Origin of the sequence: Haloterrigena salifodinae, from assembly GCF_003977755.1 — an archaeon.
In the GTDB taxonomy this organism is placed as follows: Archaea; Halobacteriota; Halobacteria; order Halobacteriales; family Natrialbaceae; genus Haloterrigena; species Haloterrigena salifodinae.
Window position 1 is genome coordinate 487647 of the sequence record NZ_RQWN01000002.1, and the last position, 20998, is coordinate 508644.

A 20998-nucleotide genomic window follows, 5' to 3' on the forward strand; every position below is an offset into this window, starting at 1 on the left:
TTACGGAACGACGCAGCGGAGCTCCGCCGGGAGGTACTCGCCAACGCTCGCGAGCAGTCCCGGTGGGTCGGTATCTTCGGTACAGATCACGCTCTGTTCGAGGAGGCCCAGCCGCTCGACGGTGACGTAGTCCTGGGCGTGGCCGGCGCGGTTTAGCGTCGCCCGCACCTCGGCGCGGGTGGCGCTGTTGACGTTGAGCCGACCGTCGCCGCGGGTCCAGTCGTAGAGGCGATCCCGTTCCGCATCGGCGAGTCGGGACGGCTCGCCTTCGCCGTCCTCGCCGGCGTCAGCCGAGCCGTAGACGAACCGCAGCGGCAGATGCTGGACTAGCCCGTACCGCTCGCGGAGCTGTTCGGGTGATCCTGGACCGAGTCCGAGTTCGTCGGTCGGGATCCGCACGCCCTCGCCCTGTCCCGCGTCGAGGACGAAGCCGTCGTCGTCCCAGGACTCGAGGGTACCGATGTACGTTTCGCCGGGCTCGAGATCGGGGACGATCTCGCCGAACTCCTCGCGGAGGGCGTTGCGCGCGACGGTGGCGTCCTCGCCTTCGATGGTCACCGACGGAAAGTCGTCGTGGCGCACGCCGAGTTCGAACTCGACTTCGAGCTCGCCGATCTCGTTGGCGACCAGCGAGCGAAGCGAGTCCAGCGCCCGCTCGCGGGCGTCGCCTTCGACGTATAGTTTGGTTGCGAGTACGACCATCAGGCCTCTAGGTTGAGTTCGTCCTCGAGGGCGTCGAGGCGGTCGTCCATCGCGTTGACGAGCCGATCGTTGTCCATCGATTCGAGCGGCGAGCCACACTCGGGGCACTCGAAGCCGAAGTCCATGGCCTCGCCGAACTCGAACCGGATCGAGCAGATTTCACAGAGGTAGAACTCGTGGTTGCGCTCGTACTCCCGGCGTTCCTCGAGGGCCTCGTGAAGGCGGTACATCTCGTCTTCTAAGTTCTCCGGAATGTTGTCGTACTCGAACGTCCAGAGGTAGGTGAGCCACCCCGAGTCCTCGTCGCGCAGCCGTCGGTAGGTCGCGAGATCGTTCTCGTACAGGATAAACAGCGCCCGCCGCACGTCGTTCAACTCGAGATCCAGCTCCTCCGAGAGCTCCTCGTCGGTCACTTCCCCGTCCGGCGGCGCCGCCGCGACAGGCATCCCCTTGGGACCGACCAGCTCGTGCAAGTACTTCTGGATGACCGGATCCTCGAGCAGGTCCTCAAAAGCCATTACCTACGTGTAACGGCATGTGGCCATTAAGTCTTGTTAACTGCCTCGCGTGCCGGGCCCGCGGCGGAGTCTCCGGATCGTTGAACCGTTGCCCGGTGGGTGTCCCCGCTACTCGGTCGGTTCGTCGTCCGACCGGCCTGTTCGCCCCAGTACCAGACGCAGGGTGGCGACGATCAGCAAGAGCATGGTCGCTTCGAAGAGCCCGAAGAACAGCCCCCTCGGAATCGCCACCAGGAGGCTGTGGCCGGTCGCGACCAACACGACCATGTTGAGCACGACCAGCACCGCGGCGAACATGTAGTACTCGATCGGCGTCCGCTGAAGCGGCGCGTCCGAATCCATACTCGATTTGGGACCTCGAGGGGTGAAAAACTAGCCGTTCGCGGTCAGCACCGGAATCACCGCTCGCGGCTGCGCCGAATCGACCGTCGCGGCCTCAGTCGTCGACGGACTCGAGCTTGTACTTCTGCACCTTGCCGCTGGTGGTCCGGGGGAGTTCGTCGACGAACTCGACCTCCCGAGGATGTTTGTACTCGGCGACGCGGTCGAGGCTGTACCGCTTGAGTTCGTCGGCGGTAACGTCCGTTCCCGGGTCGACCCCGGCCGCGGGAACGACAACGGCCTTGGGGACTTCATTGCGGCGGTCGTCCGGGACGCCGATGACGGCGACGTCCGCGACGGCCTCGTGTTCCAACAGCAGGGCCTCGAGTTCGCTTGGGTAGACGTTGTAGCCGGCGCTGACGATGACGTGTTTCTTGCGGTCGACGATCTCGTAGTAGTTGTTCTCGTCCCGTCGGGCGACGTCGCCGGTCCGGAAGTAGCCGCGCTCGGTGAACGCCCGCTCGGTCGCGTCGGGCATCCCGTGGTACCCCTTCATGACCGCCGGACCGCGCACGAGGAGTTCGCCCTCCTCGCCGGGGGCGACCTCGTCGCCGTTCTCGTCGACGATCTTGCAGTCGGTCATCCGCAGCGGCTGGCCGATCGTCCCGTGTTTCAGGCCGAACGACGAGCCCAGTTGGGTGTGGGTGGCGCCGTGGGTTTCGGTGAGGCCGTACCCCTCGGAGATGTCGACGCCGGCGGTCTCCTCGAACCGTTCCTGGACCGCCGTCGAGAGCTTCGCACCACCCTCAGATGCGGCCTCGAGGCTCGTCAGGTCGTAGTCGCTGAAGCCGTCGGCCTCGACCATGTCCGCGTACATCGTCGTCACGCCGACGAAGTGGGTGATCTCCTCCGCCTCGATGAGTTCCATACACTCCTGGGCATCCCACTCGAGGGCGCTGCGGAAGTACAGCCCGCCGCCGCCGACGAGCGGCTGAAGGGCGGTGTGGGTGAAGCCGGTGATGTGATACAGCGGCAGCCAGATGAGGCTGCGAACGTCCTCGCCGTCGACGTCGACGTTGGAGGTCGTCAGCGGCCAACTCATCTGTGCGCGCGTGTTTCGGTGGGTCAGCTGGACGCCCTTCGGATCGCCCGTGGTTCCCGACGTGTAGGGCAGCAATGCGACGTCGTCGTCGGCCCGCTCGACCAGCGTCGACTCGCCGCTGACGTCCTCGAAAAAGACGTCGTCGGGGTTTCGGTCCGCCATCTCGCTCTCGATGGTGACGACCGTGGGCTCTCGATCCGCCTCCTCGAGAGCTTCGTCGACGACCTCCTGGAGCAGCGGGTGGGTGACGATTGCCTTCGCGTCGGCGTTCTCGAGCTGGTAGGCGACCTCGCGGCGCTTGTACTGCGGGTTGACCGGCGAGAAGACGACGCCCGCCTTGAACCCGCCGAGCGCGGCTACGAGGTACTCCGGACAGTTCGGCAGAAAGAGTAGCATGCGATCGCCGGGTTCGAGACCCAGCTCGTGGAGTCCGCCGGCGAAGGCGGCGGTCCGCGCCTGGAGCTCAGCGTGGGTCGTCCGCTCGCCGCGGTGTTCCATCGCCTGGGCGTCCCCGTGGTGTGCGGCCGTCTCGTCGAACAGCTTCGCGACGTTCCCCGCCCGCGCGGTCGGATCGACGTCGTCCAGATCCATGATGCATGATACCGAAGGCCGCGTATAAAATTTCGCCCCGGTTACACCTCTGCTGCGAATCGCCGGACGATCCGCTCGTGCACGCTCAGTCGGTCGGGTGTTCGCTGGGGCGCTCGAGGGCACCAGCCCACTGGAACCGAACGCGTCTTCAGTCGATCGTCCGCCCGAGCGATAGTATTAATACCGATGATGTGAGATTCAATACACGATGATCCGTCGATTCGCTGCCCGATTTCGGGACGAGATCGACCGCGACGACGTCGCCACCGCCGCCGTCTTCGGCGCCGTCCTCGCGCTCTCCGGTAACGAGTCGACCGCGATCGGCGTCGTCGTCGGCCTCCTCGTTGGCGTCCCCGTCCTCACCGCCCTCATCGATGCCGCCGGACTGGACCTCGAGCCCGGTCCCGCCGGCGTCGCCCTCGGGACGCTGGTCGTCGCCGCAGGCGCCTCCCTCCTCCTCGACGGCGGTCGTTGGGTTGGCTGGGGAGTCGTCGCGATCGGCGCGTGGATCCTCCTCGACGGGGTCGACAAGTGGCGGCGCCGTGACTCCGCCGACGCGGGCGATTCGACGGCCGACGAGGACGACATGTCGAAAGCGGACGTGTTTCGCTACGGCGAGTACAACCGCTGGCTGCTCGAGGAACTCCGGGCGGCCGACCGTCCGTTGACCGCCGACGAGATCCAGTCGCGAACGGGACTCACCGAGGACGACTTCGAACGCCTCCTCGAGAGCCACGGTGAGTCCGGACCGATCGAACGCGTCGGAAACGGCTACGCGCTCGACGAGAACGAGTTGGGCGCCGTCGCGTTCGTCCGGAACTTGGTCCGCACGGTCGGCGGTCGCCTTCTCCGTCCGTTCCGACTGTTCCGGCCTGCGGGCTGAGGCTTCGTCGCTCGCGTCTCGAGTCCCCCTCGGCTACTCTTCGTCGGTCGACTCGACGCGCTTGCCGGTCTCCATCGGAATGACGTGACGGTCGGCGTCCTCCCAGCCGCGCTCGAGTTCCCGCCCCTCGAACAACCGGTCTAAGAAGACCGCGAGGCCGGCGACCTCCGAGTGGGGCTGGTTGGTGACGCCGACGTTCCAGTCGGCTTCCTCGTAGACGTCGAAGGGGACCTTCTCGGCGCCGACGACGACGAGCAGGGGCTGGCTCTCGTTGCCGTGGGCCGCCCGGATCTCGTCCTCGACATCCTGGACGCGCTCGCCGTACATCGTGAGGTGGACGACCCGACCCTCCCAGTTGCGGATGACCCCCTGGGGCGAGTCGGTGAGTTCGACCCCGAAGGGGCCGCCGAAGCGGTCGGTAATGTCTGCGACGGTCTCCTTCGATTGGCCCGCGTTATCGGGCAGGAGGACGCGGTCGGCGCCCAGCGCCCGCGCGGTCAGGCCGACGTGGGTCGTCATCCGCTCGTCCCGGCCGGGGCGGTGGCCGAGCCGGAGGACGGCGACCTCGCTGTCGTCGTGCATGCTCGAAGTCACTCTCGGACGGGGTTAGGGGGTTTCGTTTTCCGACCGAACTTTTTGCGCCTTGGGTTCGCTCGCTACGCTCGCTCACCACTCGGCGCAAAAACGTCCTCAGAAATATTTGATTTCTGATGGGCCCGCGAGAGCAGAGCTCTCGCGGACTTCGATGAAAACACCGGGAGAGCAGAGCTCTCCCGAGCCCTCGTTCGCCCGTTGGACTCACGAGGAAGGCCGCCTCCGCGGGGCTTCGCCCCGCTTCGGCGGACGACCGCTCACTTCGTTCGCGGATTCTGAACTGCCTCCGAGGCTGTTTCGTTCACTTAGCAAAACGGAGTGAGTCGGCCCCGAGAAATATTATACCGTTGACTAGTGTCGATAACTGAGCATGGGAAAGATCAACGAACGCGACCTCGAGTGGGACGAATACGACCCGAAACCCGACGACACCGCGTTTCGCCGTAAGGAACTCTCGACCGCCGCCGACGCCGACGACCTCGGCTGTAGCCTCTACGAACTCCCGCCGGGGAAGCGCTCGTGGCCCTACCACTATCACACGGCCAACGAGGAGGCGGTGTACGTACTGGCCGGCGAAGGACTGCTCGTCGCGGCAAACGGAGAAAAGCCCCTCGAAGCGGGGGACTTCGCGAGCTTCCCGGCCGACGAAAGCGGGGGCCACCGGATCGTCAACGACGGGGACGACCCCCTGCGCTACCTGATGGTCTCGACGATGAACGAGCCGGATATCACCGTCTACCCCAAGATGGAGAAGTTCGGCGTCTACGTCGGCTCGCCGCCCGGCAGCCGCGAGGAGCGGACGCTCGAAGGCTACTACCGCATCGACGACGAGGTATCCTACTGGGACGCAGACGACCCCGACGACGAGTAGCCGGTCGCCGCGATAGCGAGTTCACCGTCACCCAGCGACTCCGACGCTCTCGCGCGGGGCAGGCATGGGATCGTCGGCCGGTAACCGGCGACGATAGGCTTTTTTCGCCGGGCACGAGACGGTATGTCATGGACGCGTTCGAATCCGGGCGGGTGACCGGCCGATGACGGGGCTCGGTGAGCGACTCGAGGCGCTTCGCGAGGAGCGGTGGGGGATGCTGGCGGATCTGGTCTTCGCCATCGTCTGGGTGACGCTCGTCGACGTCATCTTCCGGTTCCTCGAGGGGCCCCAGTGGGCATACTACCTGTTCATGCTCGCCGGGATCATCGCCTACTTCGGCTTCTTCGCAAGCCTCGATTTGGCGAGATCCGAGCAGTAGGTCGACGCGAGAGCAATCTCGCCCGGCCTCGAGAGCAACAGCGTACTTCTTCCTTCTGCACCGGTCGTCGGCCCGCCGACAGAGTCGAAGGCTCGATTTCGAGGATCGATCGTCGTGGGCACCGCTATTGGTCGTTGCGCTCCGAAAAACACCGCAGTCCGCGTCCGCGCCGCGTTACTCTCGGTCCGTGTCGACGACGAGGACCGGCGCGCGTGTCGATCGGAGCGTCCGTTCGGTGACGCTGCCGAGCAGCGTCCGTCGGATCCCCGACCGTCCGTGCGATCCCATCACGACGAGGTCGATATCGTTGTCTTCGACGTACTCGGCGATCAGCGAGTGGGGTTTCCCCGCCGAGACGTGCTCGACGACCTCGAGGCCGCGCTCTCGGGCGCGGTCGGCGACGTAGTCGGTGGCGCGCTCGGCGCGCTCCCGGACTTCGTCCATCTCGCCGAACTTGCCCTGTTCGATGCGATCGAGCTGTTCGGCGCCGAGGGTGAGGCTCATCGAGTCGGTGTCGACCACGTACAGGGTGTGGACGACGGCGTCGTATCGCTCGGCGAGCTCGAGCGCGTGGTCGATGGCCGCCTCGGCCGTTTCGCTACCGTCCGTGGGAACGAGGATGCGTTCGTACATGATCAGTCATCCGCGGGGGTTTCGCCCCCGTCGGTGACGACGTCTTCCGCGGCCTGTTGCTGGCCCATCGGTTCAGGGCTGTGACACTGTCGCACGACGCGCTTCGTCTCGATCGGCGGCTCGTCGGTCATCGCCGAGACGCCGATCGTGACTGCGAAGACGATCGGGACAGCGACGAGCGCCGAGCCGATGGCCGGCACCCACTGCGCCAGCACCGGAACGAACGGGTCACCGGTGCTGGTTGTGTACGTCGGAACGACTTCGTTGATCATCGGGATCACCCAGATGGTCAGCCCGGTGAGCATCCCGGCGAGCGCGCCCTCGCGGTTCGTGTTCTCCCACCAGAGACCGAGGAAGAACATCGGGAACAGCACCGCGCCGGCCAGCGAGAACGCGTAGGAGACCAGCGCGGCGATCGGCGCCGCGGGGTCGAGCGCGGCCAGCGTGGTCAGCACGCCCAGGGCGATGATGCCCAGGCGACCGACGAGGATCTGCTGGCGCTGAGTCGCGTCCTCGTTGATGAGGTTTGTGTAGATGTCGTGGGAGACCGCCGAGGAGCCGGTGATGAAGAGGCCGGCGGTCGTCGCGATCGCGGCGGCGATCCCGCCGGCGGCCACGAGGCCGACGAACCACTGGGGCAGGTTCGCGAACTGCGCCGCGATCACGACGAGGACGTCGGCGGTCGAGCCGGACATGCCGGGGTCGCCGTAGGTCGTCCCCGTCGCCGAGTTAAGGTCGTAGAGACGCGTCCCGAACGCCGTGTAGGCGGGGGCGCCGAGGTAGAGCAGGCAGATGAAGAAGAGGCCGGTCACGGTCGACCAGCGGGCGGTCCGCTCGTTTTCGACCGTGTAGAACCGGACTAGCACGTGCGGGAGCCCGCAGGTCCCGACGACCAGCGAGAAACACGTCGCGATCCACAGGTACGGACTCGAGTTCGCGAAGGGTTCGGTGAACTCGTTGCCGAGTTCGCTCAGGAGCATCCCGTACTCGATCTGCGGGAGCACCGTCGAGTACCCCTGCGTCCAGCCGACCACGTACATGCCGGCCAGGAAGGCGCTGATGAGGATGACGTACTGCACGGCCATGTTCTTCGTCGCGCCCAACATGCCCGAGAGCGTTAGGTAGCCGACCGTGATCGTCATCATGAAGATGACCATAGCCTGGTAGCCGCTGAACCCGGCGAAACCGAGGTCGCCGAAGATGTAGAGGCCGACCAGGGCCATCCCGCGAGCCTGTCCGATCGCGTAGACGAACGCGATGAGGAAGGTCGTGATCGCCGCGATGGCGCGGGCGCTGTCGGAGTTAAAGCGATCGCCGACGAAGTCCGGCGCCGTGTACTTCCCGAATCGGCGCATCTGCGCGGCCATGAAGATGAGCAGGATGAAGTACCCCGTCGTCCAGCCGACGACGAATGCCAGGCCGTAAAAGCCCGACAGCGCGATCAGCGCCGCCATCCCGAGGTAGGACGCGGCGGACATCCAGTTGGCGCCGATCGCCATCCCGTTCTCGATGTTCCCGATCGAGCGGCCGGCGACCCACATGTCCTCTGTGTCGGCCACGCGGAACACGAACCCGATTAGGAGGAAGGTGCCGAGCATCCCCAGAACGAGGATAGCCGGCGCGAGCTTGAACGAGACGTCCATCCCCTGGGGCAACAGCTCGGACTGCAGGACGGTCGCCGTTCCCGTCATTCGGAGACACCTCCGTCAGACCGCTCCGCGTCCTGACGCGGATCGCGATCGCTCTGCGATCGCTCACCCCCGTCGGTCGCCGCGGCGTCCTCGCTACCGCCGCCGCCGGATTCCGTCGTCGTCGTGTGATCGATCCCGTACTTCGCGTCGAGCTGGTCGCGCTTGCGAGCGTACCACGCCGAAAGGATCAGCGCGCCGCTCGGGCCACAGACGGCTACCAGGAAGTAGTGCAGCGGGAACTCGATGACCGGCATCGTCGTCGTCATGAGGTCCGGCATCGCGGCCGTCAGGAGCACGGGGCCGAACACGAGGATGGCCCAGGTAACGAATCCGGTCCAGATAATGCGCAGGTGATCGCGCATGAACGGCGTACTCGGATTCAGGAGGTTTACCTCCGCGTTGAGATAGTCGGTGTTTCGGTGGGACTGACCGTGATGCCCGGCCACCCCCCCGTCCGTTGCGGTCCGTTCGTCCGTCGAGTCTTGAGTGTTATTGTCTGCCATATTTTGGTGCAGTGTGTCGATATCGTGTGGTATCGTTCGAAAATCGAGGAAGTGTTCAGTCGCCCGCGACCTGGTCGGCGATCTCGTCGACGATTTCGGGGTTCCGGAGCGTCGAGGTGTCACCCAGCTCGTCGCCACTGGCGATGTTCTCGAGCAGGCGGCGCATGATCTTGCCCGAGCGCGTCTTCGGAAGTTCGGGCGTAAAGACGATCTCCTCGGGCCGGGCGATCGGGCCGATCGAGTCGAGCACGGCCTCCATGGCCTTCTCCTCGAGTTCGTCGTGGCGGTCCTCGTACCCGTCCTCCGGGATGGCGTAGACGTAGACGGCCTCGCCCTTGACGTCGTGGTCGCCGCCGACGACGGCGGCTTCGGCGATCCCCTCGACGCCGACGACGGCCGACTCGATCTCCATGGTCCCGAGCCGGTGGCCGGAGACGTTGATTACGTCGTCGACCCGGCCGAGGATGGTGATGTAGTCGTCCTCGTCGATCTTCGCGCCGTCTTCGGGGAAGTAGACCCACTCGTCGGCCTCCTCGTCGGAGTACTCGTTCCAGTATTCCTCGATGAAGCGCTCGTCGTTCTGGTAGAGCGTCCGGAGCATGCCCGGCCACGGGTTGTTGACCGTGACGTAGCCGGCCTGGCCGGCCTCGACCTCGTCACCGTTCGCGTCGACGACGCGGGCGTCGACGCCCGGCAGCGGCGGCCCGGCCGAGCCGGGTTTCATGGTGTTGATCCCCGGCAACGTCGTGATCATCATCCCCCCGGTCTCGGTCTGCCACCAGGTGTCGACGATCGGACACTCCTCGTTGCCGATGTGCTTGTAGTACCACTTCCAGGCGCGCGGGTTAATCGGCTCCCCGACGGTGCCGAGCAGGCGCAGCGAGGAGAGGTCGTGGTTCTGAGTGTACTCCGCGCCCCACTTCATGAACGCGCGGATGGCCGTCGGCGCGGTGTAGAAGATGTCGACCTCGTTCTTCTCGACGATCTCCCACAGTCGGTCCTTGTCCGGATAGTCCGGCGTGCCCTCGTACATGACCGAGGTCGTCCCGAGCGCGAGCGGGCCGTAGACGATGTAGGAGTGGCCAGTGATCCAGCCGATGTCCGCCGAGCACCAGTAGGTGTCGTCGGCCTCGATGTCCAGGACGGCGTGGGAGGTCCAGGCCGTGTAGGCGAGGTAGCCGCCGGTGGTGTGTTTGACGCCCTTGGGCTGGCCCGTCGTCCCCGAGGTATACATCAGGAACAGCATGTCCTCGGCGTCCCGCGAAACCGGCTCGACCGACGATCCCTCGTGGTCGGCGACGAGTTCGTCGTAGTCATGCTGGTTGTCCGCGAGGTCGTGGTCGAGGTCGTCGCCCAGTCGGTCGACCACCACGACGTCGGACACCTCGTGCTCGACGCCCTCGAGGCCCTCGTTGGTCTTCGAGAGGTGATCGAGCGCGTCCCCGCGGCGGTAGTAGCCGTCGCAGGTGACGAGGTACTCGCTGTCGGCCGAGTTCATCCGCGTCGCCAGCGCGTCCGCCGAGAAGCCGGCGAAGACGACGCTGTGCGGTGCGCCGATGCGGGCGCAGGCCAGCATCGCGATCGGTAGCTCCGGAACCATCGGCATGTACAGCGTGACGATGTCGTCTTCCTCGACGCCGAGGTCGCGCAGCGTCGCGGCGAAGTCTTCGACCTCGTCCAGCAGCTCGCTATAGGTGTAGGTTCGCGTCTCGCCGAGTTCTCCTTCCCACTCGATGGCGACGCTGTCGCCGCGGCCCTCCTCGACGTGTCGGTCGAGGCAGTTGTACGACGCGTTCAGCTCTCCGTCCGTGAACCACTCGTAGAACGGCGCGTTCCCGTCCTCGAGGACGGTGTCGTACTCTTCGTCCCACGAGAGCAGGTCGGCCGCCCGTTCCCAACAGTCCGGCCAGTTCTCCTCGAACTCCTCGTAGACCCCCGGATCCGAGACGTTCGCCTGCTCGACGAACGAGTCGGAGGGTTCGAACGTCTCCTGTTCCTCGAGTCGCGCCTCGAGGTTGGCATCCTCCTGTGTCATGATACACCACACCCAAACACAACTGGCATAGTAAAGCCGCCATCTAGTTGTGCAAAATCGACCCGACATAGGGGATGATAGCTAGGGAATATTGACTGTATTAGGAGCATATAGTCGCTTATATCGACCCGAAACCCCCCGGTCGAACGGTCGCGCGACGAACGAGCGCGGACCGGCCGGACACCGTTCGCCGTCGGACCCGTCACGTGCAGGCCGTTCATCTAGAGGGTTAGTATCCGACCGATCGACAGGATCTCCGTCAGTCGGTCCCGCGAGACTCGTCGCCCGGGTCGTCGAAGAAGGTCCGCAGGAGTTCGTGCTGGCCCTTCCGCAGGTGGTTGTGCAGCGTCGGCGAGGAGATCCCCATCGCGTCGGCGATTTCCTCGGCCGTGCTTTCCCGGGGCCAGTCGTAGTAGCCGCCGAAGTAGGCCGCCCGCAGCGACGCCTCCTGACGGTCGGTCAAGCGATCCTCGAGGCCCTCGCGGAACTCGCGAGCGGTCCGGACGTTCCGTTCGGTCTCGCGTTTGCCGACCAGTTCGGAGTTGGGGAAGACGGCGCGGAGCCCGTCCAGGATCGTCCGGATATCGGCGTCGACGGCGCATTCGGCCGTGATCGTCGCGGTTCCGCCCACGAACCGCGCCTCGAGGACGGTGGTACCGTACTCGGTGAGCGTGACGATCGGACACGAGCTATCAACCACGAACTCGACGCGCCACCCCTCCGCATCGGTCTCGACCAGCCGGTAGTCTTCGATACCGGGATCGTCCGCGGCGAGATCGAAGACGTCGGCCGGCGACGCCCCCTCGAGGCGCAAGTAGTACAGCTGCATCGTCTCCGAGACGGGGACGAGCGAGTCGAGTTCGAACCGACAGCCCAGCCGCCGCGAGGCGTCGACGAAGAACGAATCGTCGTCGCGACACTCGAATTCGAGTTCGACGACCCGATCGGACAGCAGGAGGTTCCGCCGCCGGATCGCCGCGATGGCGTAGCCGACCTGCTGGCCGATCGTCTCGAGCGACCGTCGCTCCTCGTCGTCGAACGCGTCGTCGTCGTCGGTCGCGACCGAGAGGGTGCCATAGACCGTGTCTCCGTACGCGAGTGGAATGCGCGCGAGGGTTCCCAACTCGTCGGTGCCACCGTCGCCCTCGTCCTCTCCATCGCCGTCGATTGCGAGGGTGACGCCTCGTCCGATCGAGACGGACGGCTCCCCGTCGACGTCGATCGACTCGACCTCGCCGTCACGCCACGCCTCGGAGACCAGTCGGTCGACCGCGTCCGGATCGATCCCGCTGGCGGCGCGCCAGTCCGTCCGCCGGTCCGCGTGGGTCGCCCGTTCGATCCAGGCACACTCGTAGGCGCCGGCGGCGGTCAGTGCGGCGCAGGTCTTTTCCTCTACCTCCTCGTGATCGGTCGACTCCAGCAACGCACGCGTCACCGCCCGGTGGGATCGAGCGACGTCGTATCGGCGCTCGAGTTCGTCTCTGCGCGCGCGAAGTTCCTCGAGTTCCTCGTGGGCCGGCGAGACGTCGCGGACGAAGACCGCGAAGCCGCGGTGTCGCCCCTGATCGTCCCGTAGCGGAGAAATGACCTCGGTGGCACGGAATCGCGACCCGTCCTCGGCGACGCGCCACCCTTCGCGTTCGTACCCCGACTCTTCTAAGGCCGTCGCGAGCACCCGTTCGGGGACGCCTTTGTCGACCGCTTCGTCGGTGTAGAACGTCGAAACGTGCGTGCCGACGATCTCGCCGGCTCGGTAGCCGAACATCGCGGCCGCGCTCCGGTTCCAGCGCTCGACGTAGCCGTCCGAATCGAGACGTAACAGCGCGTACCGGTCGCTCGCAGCGAGCAGCAGCCGGATGACGCTGTCGTCGCCGACGACGGGACCGTCGCGGCCGCGGCCGGTTCCGGACGGCCGTTCCAGGGCGTCGAAGGCGTCGATGATCTCGGTGTCGGTCGGTTCGGGGAGGTACGGCTCGAGGGCCTCGAAGCTCCGCCAGCCGCCGGCGGTCTTGACGGCCCGCGGGTTGACGCCGTGATCGATCAGTGCGCGACGGGCGAAGTATCGACGGAGATCGCTTGTCGAGACGTCGGACAGGTCCGGGCGGTTGAACAGTTCGGCGGCCCGGTCCGCGACGTCCGAAACGAGCATCTGGAGCCGACGGGCCGTAACGGGGAAGATCCGATCGTCGGTCGTCAGCCCGTTGCTCCGGGCGTAGCGTCGCAACTCGCGTTCGACGTGGATCGGCAGGTACGCCGTTCGGCCGTCACCGCCGTCGACGGCCGGCACCCGAACCAGATAGCGGGGCGGCTCGATCCTGACCTGCTCGACGTCGTCGACGGTGAGTTCGGCCAGTTCCCGCGGCCGGAGACCGACGTCGGCACAGAGGCGCACGACCAGCGCCTCGCGATACGTCTCGGCGGCATCGAGGAGAATCTCGTACTCGTCGCGCTCGAGCGCCGTCGTGTCCACCCCCTCGAGACTCATGCTTCGCGCATTCCAGCGGTGCGAATATAATTGTATCGGCGCGAACCGACGGTAGACCGGTAATATCGCGAATACGGTGCACAAGTCGTCGCTGTGTGGCGTTTCGTATTATCTGAGATCGCGAAATTAGGTGCGCTGTGGTCACTCGTCGTCGATCTCCGCCTGGATCTCGCCGACGATCTCGGGATTCCGAAGCGCGCTCGTGTCCCCGAGTTCCTCGCCGTTCGCGACGTTCTCTAATAGACGGCGCATGATCTTGCCCGAACGCGTCTTGGGAAGTTCGGGCGTGAAGACGACCGCCTCGGGCCGAGCGATCGGTCCGATCGCCGCCTCGATGTTGTCGACGATGGCCTCGCGGACGGCGGTCTCGTCGTCGTAGCCGCCCTCGGTGCTGACGTAGGCGTAGATATCGGTGCCGTTGGTCTCGCTCGAGCGGCCGACGACGGCGGCCTCGGCGACGCCGGCGACGTCGGTGATCGCCGACTCGATCTCCATCGTGCTCAGCCGGCGGCCGGAGACGTTGATCACGTCGTCGACCCGGCCGAGGACCGTCACGTAGCCGTCCTCGTCGATTCGGGCGGCGTCGCCGCTGAAGTAGTGCCACTCGTCGGCCGCCGGGTCGGAGAACCGCTCCCAGTACTCCGCGCGGAAGCGGTCGTCGCCGTCGTACAGCGTCCGGGCCATTCCCGGCCACGGACGGGTGATCGTGAGATAGCCCGTGTCGCCCGGATCGACCGATTCACCGGCGCCGTCGACGACGCAGACGTCGATCCCCGGGAGACCTGGCCCGGCCGCGCCGGGTTTCATGTCGTCGATCGCGGGCAGCGTCGAGATAGTCACGGCGCCGGTCTCGGTCTGCCACCAGGTGTCGACCACCGGGCATTCCTCGTTGCCGATGTGCTCGTAGTACCAATTCCACGGGCGCGGGCTGATCGGTTCGCCGACGCTGCCGAGCAGGCGCAGCGACGACAGATCGTGTTCCGCGGGGAACTCCTCGCCCCACTTCATGAACGCGCGGATCGCCGTCGGCGCCGTGTAGAAGACGTCGACGGCGTTTCGGTCGACGATCTCCCAGAGCCGGTCCCGGTCGGGGTAGTCGGGCGTCCCCTCGTACATCATCGTCGTCGTCCCCAGCGCGAGCGGGCCGTAGACGATGTAGGAGTGGCCGGTGATCCAGCCGATATCGGCCGCACACCAGTAGGTGTCTTCGGGCTTGACGTCTAAGACCGCGTGGCTCGTCCACGCGACGTGGGCGAGATAGCCCCCCGTTGAGTGGACGACGCCCTTCGGCTCGCCGGTCGTCCCCGAGGTGTACATCAGGAACAGCATGTCTTCGGCGTCCCGCGAGACCGGCTCGACGGTCTCGCCGGAAAACTCCTCACGGAGATCATGGTAATCGTACTCCTCGTCGCCGAGGACGTGGGGGAGGCCCTCGCCCAATCGGTCGACGACGACCGTCCGCACGTCCTGCTCGAGCTTGAGCTGGGCGTTGTCGACCTTGCTCTTCTGGTTGAAGGCGTCCCCGCGGCGGTAGTAGCCGTCGCAGGTCAGCAGGTACTCGCTGTCGGCGGCGTCCATCCGGGCGACGAGCGCGTCGGCCGACAGGCCGGCGAAGACGACGCTGTGTGGCGCGCCGATGCGGGCGCAGGCCAACATCGCGATCGGCAGCTCCGGGATCATCGGGAGGTAGATCGTCACCACGTCGTCCTCCTCGACGCCCAGATCGCGTAGCGCCGCGGCGAACTCGTTGACCTCGACGTACAGATCGCGGTAGGTGTAGGTCCGTCGCTCGCCCTGCTTGCCCTCCCACCGGATCGCGGCGTGGTTCTTCCGCCCCGCCTCGAGGTGCCGATCGAGGCAGTTGTACGACGCGTTCAGCCGGCCGCCGGCGAACCACTCGTAGAACGGCGCGTTCCCGTCCTCGAGGACGGTATCGTACTCCTTGTCCCACGAGAGCAACTCGGCGGCCCGCTCCCAGCAGTCCGGCCACTCCGTCTCGAACTCCTCGTAGATCCCCGGCTCCGAAACGTTCGCCTGCTCGACGAACGACGACGGAGGGCTTCGGGGCGACCCGGTGAGGACGGGATGATCCCGTCTCCACCCGTTCCGATCGACCATTCTCGTTCGAACCGACGGCAGACAGTGGAATAAGCGTTAGGTACCGAACTTTTTTAACGAGGTCTTCGCTCGTGGTTCGAGAGACCTCCGGTCTCTCGTCATCACGAAAGACGCTTCGCGTCTTTCGAACGACTGCGCTCGCTCGAACCCCGTCAAAAAACTTCGATGAAAAAGGTCGCCTCCGCGGGGCGTTGCCCCGCTCCGGCGGAAAACCGCTCACTTCGTTCGCGGATGCTCGACTTTACTTGTTACCAACGCCTCGAGAAGGGCATTCTCGGAGGGTCTACGGCGATCCAGAGGGATTGGTCATCGAAACTGTAGGAACCGCCGATCGTCGCTTCGCTCGCCGACGGCCGGATAGATTACCACGAAGTTCCCCTCGGTCAGTTCCGCGACGGTCGTCGGCAGCGTTCGTAGCGTCGCGTCCCAGCCCATCGTGCCCCGGCGGGCGCTCATCGGAACGACCAGCGACGTCTCGTTGACGTCCTCGCGGAGCCTCTCCTCGAGAGCATCCCAGCTTTCGACTCCGTCGAACGTCGCCGGCACGTCGGGTTCGATCAGTTCGAACGCGCGCTCGAACTGCTCGGGGGTACCGCCGACGACGAGGCCGCGAACCGGCGCGCCAACCTGCTCCGCGAGGTGTTCGACCGTGTGGACCGCCTCGGAGAACCCGTCGTTGTGTTCGATTCCCGGCGGGAGGACGACCACGACCTCGTCGGTGGTGTTCAGTGGCTGTCGCACGTGCGAGACCAGCACGAGTTGTTTCGTCCGAATCAACACCCGATCGATCACGTGGCCGAAGACGCGCTGGTGGCGCGGCGCGCCGTCCCAGCCGATGACCAGCGTCGTGATCCGGTTTTCGAGGGCCGCCCGCACGATTCCCGAGGCGACGTTGGCGTCGACGCGCGTCTGGCTCTCGAGGGAGACCTCGGCGCCGGCCGTGTAGGCCTCCGTCGCCTCGAGTCGCGACTCGAGGTCCGCGACGTCGGCCTCAGCGCTGGTACCGGGGGCGGCGACGCTCAGAGAGTACAGCGGTTGATTCTCGTCGGGTTCGCGCACCAGCAGCGCGAGATCGAGCAGGTGCTCGCTGTACTGGGAGTCGCGCGAAACGGGGACCATGATCCGCTGCGGGGCCGCCTGCGGATCGTACGCGGTGCGTTCGGACGCGCGAACGATGCCCCGGCCGTAACGGTCGACGATTGCGGGGCTGATCACGCTGACGACGAGGATCATCAGTACCGTGGCGTTGAGCATCGCCTCGCCGAACAGGCCCGCCTCGTAGCCGATGAGCACGATAGCCAGCGCCGCGGCCGCCTGGCCCAGCGAGAGTCCGAACATCGCCATCGTCTCGTCGGTCGAGTAGCCGTACAGCCGCGCGGTCAGCCACGCCGCGACGTACTTCGTCGGGAACAGGAGGCCGACGAACGCGACGGCGAGCACCAGCGTCTCGAGGCCCTCGGTCAGGACCCGGACGTCGACGAGCATCCCCACGGAAAGCAGGAAGAAGGGGATGAACAGCGCGTTGCCGACGAACTCGATGCGGTTCATCAGGGGACCGCTCTCGGGGATCAGCCGGTTGAGAACCAGCCCCGCGAGGAACGCGCCGATGATGTGCTCCACGCCGGCGAGTTCGGCGAGGAAGGCGCAGCCGAAGAGGACGGCCATCACGAACAGGAACTCGAAGTAGCTCTCCTGGTCGACCGTCCGGAAGAACCACTCGCCCAGCCGGGGGACGAGCACCCAGATGCCGACGAAGAAGAGCGCGAGCTTCCCCGTCAGCGAGAGCCAGAAGGCCGGGCCCAGTTCGCCCGCTTCGCCGGCCATAACGACCGCGAGGACAAGCAACGCGAGGGTGTCGGTGACGATCGTCCCGCCGATCGTCGCCGTGACGCTCTCCGTCTTCGCGATCCCCAGCCGGCTGACGATCGGATACGCCAGCAGCGTGTGCGAGGCGAAGATCGCGGCGAACAGGGCCGCGGCGCCGACGGAGAGCCCGAGGGCGTAGTAGCCGACGACGGTCCCGACCGCCTGCGGGATCGCGAAGGAAAGGAGGCCGAAGACGGCGCTCCGGTCCTTGTACGCGATGAACTGGGCGAGGTTGATCTCGAGGCCCGCAACGAACATCAGGTAGACGATGCCGACCTCGCCCAGCAGCACGATCGTCTCCCCGCGCTCGAGGATTCCGAGGCCGTTGGGACCGATCGCCGCGCCGACGACGATGACGCCGATGATCCCCGGGAGCCGGTAGCGGTCGAGCACCAGCGGCGCGACCAGGAAGACGGTCATCGCCAGCCCGAAGATGAGAATCGGATCTTCGACGGGGATCGACGCTGCCAGCATCACGATCCTCTCTGCGGCCGATCCCGCCGTCGACTCACGACTCTCGTCAACTCCGGCTTCCGTCTGAACACGCGTCTACTCGAGACGGCCTCGGTCGACTACAAACTGGCTCCGATTTTCGCGCCGCGAACCCGAGTGCCCAACGGTGAGACCGACTGACGCCGCGATAGCGGGCGCGGGATCACTCGACGGTCGAATCGATGTCCGTGATGTCCTCGGGGTCGACGTCTGCGCCTGGCTCGCGGACGACGTAGACGTCGTAGCGCTGATCGTTGGCGACTGGGCTGCCGACGCTCGACTGGGGAGCGATCACCGAGCCGGCGTTTTCGGACCCGATGAAGACCACCGACGCGCCGATCTCGCCGGCGACCCGTCGGATCGCGCGGACGACGTTGTTCGTCGCCGTCGCGGTCGGTTCGTCGGAACTGACGCGCTCGGTTTGAAACGTCGCTTCCGGGGCGACCTCCATCGCCCGCGTCTCGATGCCCGCTTCGATAGCCTCCGGATCGAACGGCTCCCCCGCGGCGATCCAGCCGCGGTCTCGAGCGTAGTCGGCGTCGTCGGGGATCACCGTCAGGACGACGACCTCCTCGTCTAACAGGTCGCCGAACGTCGCGGCCTTCTCGAGTGCTTTCCTCGCCAGTTTCGACCCGTCGAAGGGCACGAGTAGCGTCATACGGCTATGTCACACGACAGCCGAAGTAAATGTTCGGCCTCCAGCGTAGTACCGGTTTGTCTGCGTACGTCTCGTACTGATGGTAGTAGATATCACCGCTGGTCTTTCCCATTTCGATCTTCTGCGAATTCCCCAGATTATCTGTCACGTAGGTGTGGTGTTCTCATCACCTTCTCCGGCGATAACAGTCTTGAGGAAGCATCGGCACGGCAACGCCAGTCGGTTGTTTCAGAGAATCGAGGATGTGTGTGTCTGTGCTTCCGGATCGTGGTAGCTGGGATATATCTCGAGCAGTTTGTAGGCGGCGATGGCCTCGAGTCGGCCGTTCCCCAGCACGCGGAAGTCCTCGGGTGGTTCGACGCCCATCCGCACGAAGCAGTCGCGGATCTGGCACTTGAGATGATGGTCGAGGAACTCGCGGAACTCGTCGATGGATCGGGGATCGATGGGAGGTAATTCGATCAGCGCGTCCGGGTCGCGTTCGAAGGGATCGTGCTCGGGTTCGCTCACGTACTGCTCGCCGCTGTCGTCGAGGTAGGTAGCGTACAGCGAGGAAACGGCATCGACGTACGTACCCTCTTCGAGGGTGATCCCTTCGTCTTCGGCGAGCGCGACGAGGTCGTCTGCGAAGGCTCGCCAGTCGTCGATGTCGGCCGAAGAGAGCGCGTCGACGGCTTGCTCGGTGAGTGTGTCCTTGGCAAGGTCTAGGCCGTAGGCGCTGGCCATCTCTCGGGCACCAGCAGCAATGTCGGTCTCGAGGGGGTCGATACCGAGGTAGACGTGCTGGCGGTAGAGGATATTCTCGGAAGCCAGTGGGGGCTCGGGGATCGGCCGTTCGGTATCATAGTCGTGATAGCTTCTCATCTGCCGGTAGAGATCGCCGAACAATCCCTCGAATTCGCTCTCAGTGAGGTCTTGAATCGCGAGTCTGACCGCGTTGATGCGCTCGGGATGGCTCTCCGGCGCCACCGTGTCGTAGCCCTCCTCGAGGTAGACGTAGTACCGGGCGAATTTCCGTGCCTGCTCGTTGTACTCGTTTTCTTCTGGTGTTCGGTCACTCGGCTTGTCTGCGTATTCCTTGCATTGATGATGCTTTATTTCGCCATCAAATTCCATTTCGATCACATGCTCAGCGTCGTTATTGTCGATAACACTCAACCCCACACGTTCATCATTTTTTCCAGTGATTAGTCCATCCATGTTTACTCCCTCCGACTGTGTCCGACGCCCTGTGAATCATCGATCTGCTCAGATTCACTGAGTAGGTCTTTGACAGTTTTCTCGACGAGTTTCTCGATTTGTGCACCGGCTTTCCCGGCCAATTCGCTGACGGTTTGGGAGCCTTTATCGTACGCTTTGCCGGTCAGGGTCTTGGTGACGTCGCCGGCGACACCCTTCGCGACTTCTTGACCGACTGCTGCCCCGCCGATCGTTCCGATCCCCGGCGACACCATCGTTCCGGCGACGGCACCAAGTAAGCCTCCGACCGCGCCGACGGCACCCTGGGTAACTGCTTTGCCGACACCGTTCGGTGTCGACTCCTCAGCGACAGTCTTCTCTACTGATGAGAGACGGTCTTTGATCTGGGAGACTTCCTCCGCGAGCGTGAGGTGATCGCTTTCCGCAGCCGCCTGCTCGCGTGCCTGCTCCAACCGTTCCGCGTCCGGCATCCGCTGGACGTGAATCTCCGTTTTGCGCATCCGGAACAGGCCCAGTTCGCCGCCGCGCATCACGCGATCGGCAGTCTCCTCAGCTTCGCGTTCTAACCGCGGGTCAGGATCGATCTCGAGATCGCCGTCCTGATCTTGAGGCAACATCGAGACGGCGGCGCCAGTCTGCTGGCGAACGTGGGCGAGTTCGTGGGCCAGCACGTGCTGGCCGCCGGCGCTCTCAGGATCGTACTCGCCGTGGTTGAACGCGATGTGATTCCCGACGGTAAACGCGCGGGCGTTGATGTCCTCGCAGGCGTTGGCGGCCTGCGGACCGGTATGAATCTGCACGTCGCCCAGCGAGTCACCCATTCGCTCTTCCATCGCGCGCTGGATCGACGCCTCGAGGGGCTGACCGGGCGAAGAAATGACATCCCGAACAGAGTCGGGAACCTGCGTGTCGCCGGCGTTTGCGGACTCGTTGTGCGCCCCACGAGATCGTTGGACGGACTTGTTGTTCTGCCGCTCGATATCGGTCGGCACCGCGGCGGGACGCTCCCGCTGGCGGTCACGAAACTGTTCCATGTCTCGGGGCTTGCCCATCGTGTCGACGGGCATCCCCTCGTCGGCCCACTCCCGGACCTGCTGTGGGCCGTGGTCGTTGGCGAGGCGCTGGAGGACGGTGTCCAGTCCGTCTTTGTAGCAGTCGACGCCGAACCGCTTTTCGGCGGACCTCGCAGGCTGGCGGTCAGACGATCGGACGGACGGCGACGACCGCTTGCGGTCCCGACGTCCGCCAGCGGACCGCTCGGTGTCGTCAGTCACCTCACTTAGAGAGCGAAATTCCATCGATAGATTGATTTAATCCCAGAAATATATATTTCTTTGTAATAACAGTTCGACAGAA

At 65.3% G+C, this 20998-nt stretch carries 18 protein-coding genes; 3 read left to right on the plus strand and 15 right to left on the minus strand.

Annotated features, from left to right (window positions below; translation table 11 throughout):
• The 4 genes from EH209_RS11185 to EH209_RS11200 form a co-directional block, all read right to left on the minus strand.
• Positions 1 to 702, minus strand: coding sequence for a DUF2110 family protein (locus EH209_RS11185; RefSeq protein WP_126662980.1), 702 nt, complete (start codon positions 700 to 702; stop codon positions 1 to 3).
• Positions 702 to 1220, minus strand: coding sequence for a transcription factor E (tfe, locus tag EH209_RS11190; RefSeq protein WP_126662981.1), 519 nt, complete (start codon positions 1218 to 1220; stop codon positions 702 to 704). The genes EH209_RS11185 and tfe overlap by 1 nt, the downstream gene beginning before the upstream one ends.
• A gap of 108 nt (positions 1221 to 1328) precedes the next feature.
• A complete protein-coding gene (locus EH209_RS11195; RefSeq protein WP_008896357.1) occupies positions 1329 to 1562 on the minus strand; it encodes a hypothetical protein in 234 nt (77 codons plus the stop codon).
• A gap of 94 nt (positions 1563 to 1656) precedes the next feature.
• Positions 1657 to 3234: a class I adenylate-forming enzyme family protein gene (locus EH209_RS11200; RefSeq protein WP_126662982.1), complete on the minus strand. Its 1578-nt coding sequence runs from the start codon at positions 3232 to 3234 to the stop codon at positions 1657 to 1659.
• A gap of 208 nt (positions 3235 to 3442) precedes the next feature.
• On the opposite strand from EH209_RS11200, the gene EH209_RS11205 reads away from it, so the two are divergent.
• The gene (locus tag EH209_RS11205; protein ID WP_126662983.1) at positions 3443 to 4117 is read left to right on the plus strand and encodes a hypothetical protein; all 675 of its coding nucleotides are present in this window, start codon (positions 3443 to 3445) and stop codon (positions 4115 to 4117) included.
• 33 nt (positions 4118 to 4150) lie between these two features.
• On the opposite strand, the gene EH209_RS11210 is transcribed toward EH209_RS11205, so the two are convergent.
• The gene (locus EH209_RS11210; RefSeq protein ID WP_126662984.1) at positions 4151 to 4699 is read right to left on the minus strand and encodes a tRNA (cytidine(56)-2'-O)-methyltransferase; all 549 of its coding nucleotides are present in this window, start codon (positions 4697 to 4699) and stop codon (positions 4151 to 4153) included.
• A gap of 382 nt (positions 4700 to 5081) precedes the next feature.
• On the opposite strand from EH209_RS11210, the gene EH209_RS11215 reads away from it, so the two are divergent.
• Positions 5082 to 5582 carry a cupin domain-containing protein gene (locus tag EH209_RS11215; protein ID WP_126662985.1) on the plus strand — a complete coding sequence of 167 codons (501 nt, stop codon included), beginning with the start codon at positions 5082 to 5084 and terminating at the stop codon, positions 5580 to 5582.
• A gap of 163 nt (positions 5583 to 5745) precedes the next feature.
• Positions 5746 to 5961, plus strand: a complete 216-nt coding sequence (locus tag EH209_RS11220; RefSeq protein WP_126662986.1) for a hypothetical protein — start codon at positions 5746 to 5748, stop codon at positions 5959 to 5961.
• Between the two features lie 174 nt (positions 5962 to 6135).
• Here EH209_RS11220 and EH209_RS11225 read toward each other — a convergent pair whose 3' ends face one another.
• From EH209_RS11225 to EH209_RS11270, 10 genes are all read right to left on the minus strand, one after another.
• Entirely contained in the window at positions 6136 to 6594 is a 459-nt protein-coding gene (locus EH209_RS11225) for a universal stress protein (protein WP_126662987.1), read from the minus strand.
• Between the two features lie 2 nt (positions 6595 to 6596).
• On the minus strand, positions 6597 to 8285 hold the full coding sequence (locus EH209_RS11230) for a sodium:solute symporter family transporter (RefSeq protein ID WP_126662988.1): 1689 nt from the start codon (positions 8283 to 8285) through the stop codon (positions 6597 to 6599).
• Complete coding sequence (locus tag EH209_RS11235) at positions 8282 to 8788, minus strand: DUF4212 domain-containing protein (RefSeq protein WP_126662989.1); 507 nt, start codon at positions 8786 to 8788, stop codon at positions 8282 to 8284. The genes EH209_RS11230 and EH209_RS11235 overlap by 4 nt, the downstream gene beginning before the upstream one ends.
• Before the next feature lie 55 nt (positions 8789 to 8843).
• Entirely contained in the window at positions 8844 to 10823 is a 1980-nt protein-coding gene (gene acs, locus EH209_RS11240; RefSeq protein ID WP_126662990.1) for an acetate--CoA ligase, read from the minus strand.
• Between the two features lie 259 nt (positions 10824 to 11082).
• A complete protein-coding gene (locus EH209_RS11245) occupies positions 11083 to 13308 on the minus strand; it encodes a bacterio-opsin activator domain-containing protein (protein WP_126662991.1) in 2226 nt (741 codons plus the stop codon).
• A 141-nt stretch (positions 13309 to 13449) separates the two neighbouring features.
• A complete protein-coding gene (gene acs / locus EH209_RS11250; protein ID WP_126662992.1) occupies positions 13450 to 15426 on the minus strand; it encodes an acetate--CoA ligase in 1977 nt (658 codons plus the stop codon).
• A gap of 306 nt (positions 15427 to 15732) precedes the next feature.
• Positions 15733 to 17766, minus strand: coding sequence for a cation:proton antiporter (locus EH209_RS11255; protein WP_126662993.1), 2034 nt, complete (start codon positions 17764 to 17766; stop codon positions 15733 to 15735).
• Positions 17767 to 17947: 181 nt separating this feature from the next.
• Complete coding sequence (locus EH209_RS11260) at positions 17948 to 18442, minus strand: universal stress protein (RefSeq protein WP_008892599.1); 495 nt, start codon at positions 18440 to 18442, stop codon at positions 17948 to 17950.
• Between the two features lie 228 nt (positions 18443 to 18670).
• Positions 18671 to 19558: a hypothetical protein gene (locus EH209_RS11265; RefSeq protein WP_249038787.1), complete on the minus strand. Its 888-nt coding sequence runs from the start codon at positions 19556 to 19558 to the stop codon at positions 18671 to 18673.
• 86 nt (positions 19559 to 19644) lie between these two features.
• Positions 19645 to 20940 (minus strand): DUF4157 domain-containing protein, encoded by a 1296-nt coding sequence (locus EH209_RS11270; RefSeq protein WP_394343690.1) that lies wholly within the window; start codon positions 20938 to 20940, stop codon positions 19645 to 19647.
• Positions 20941 to 20998 lie beyond the last annotated feature (58 nt).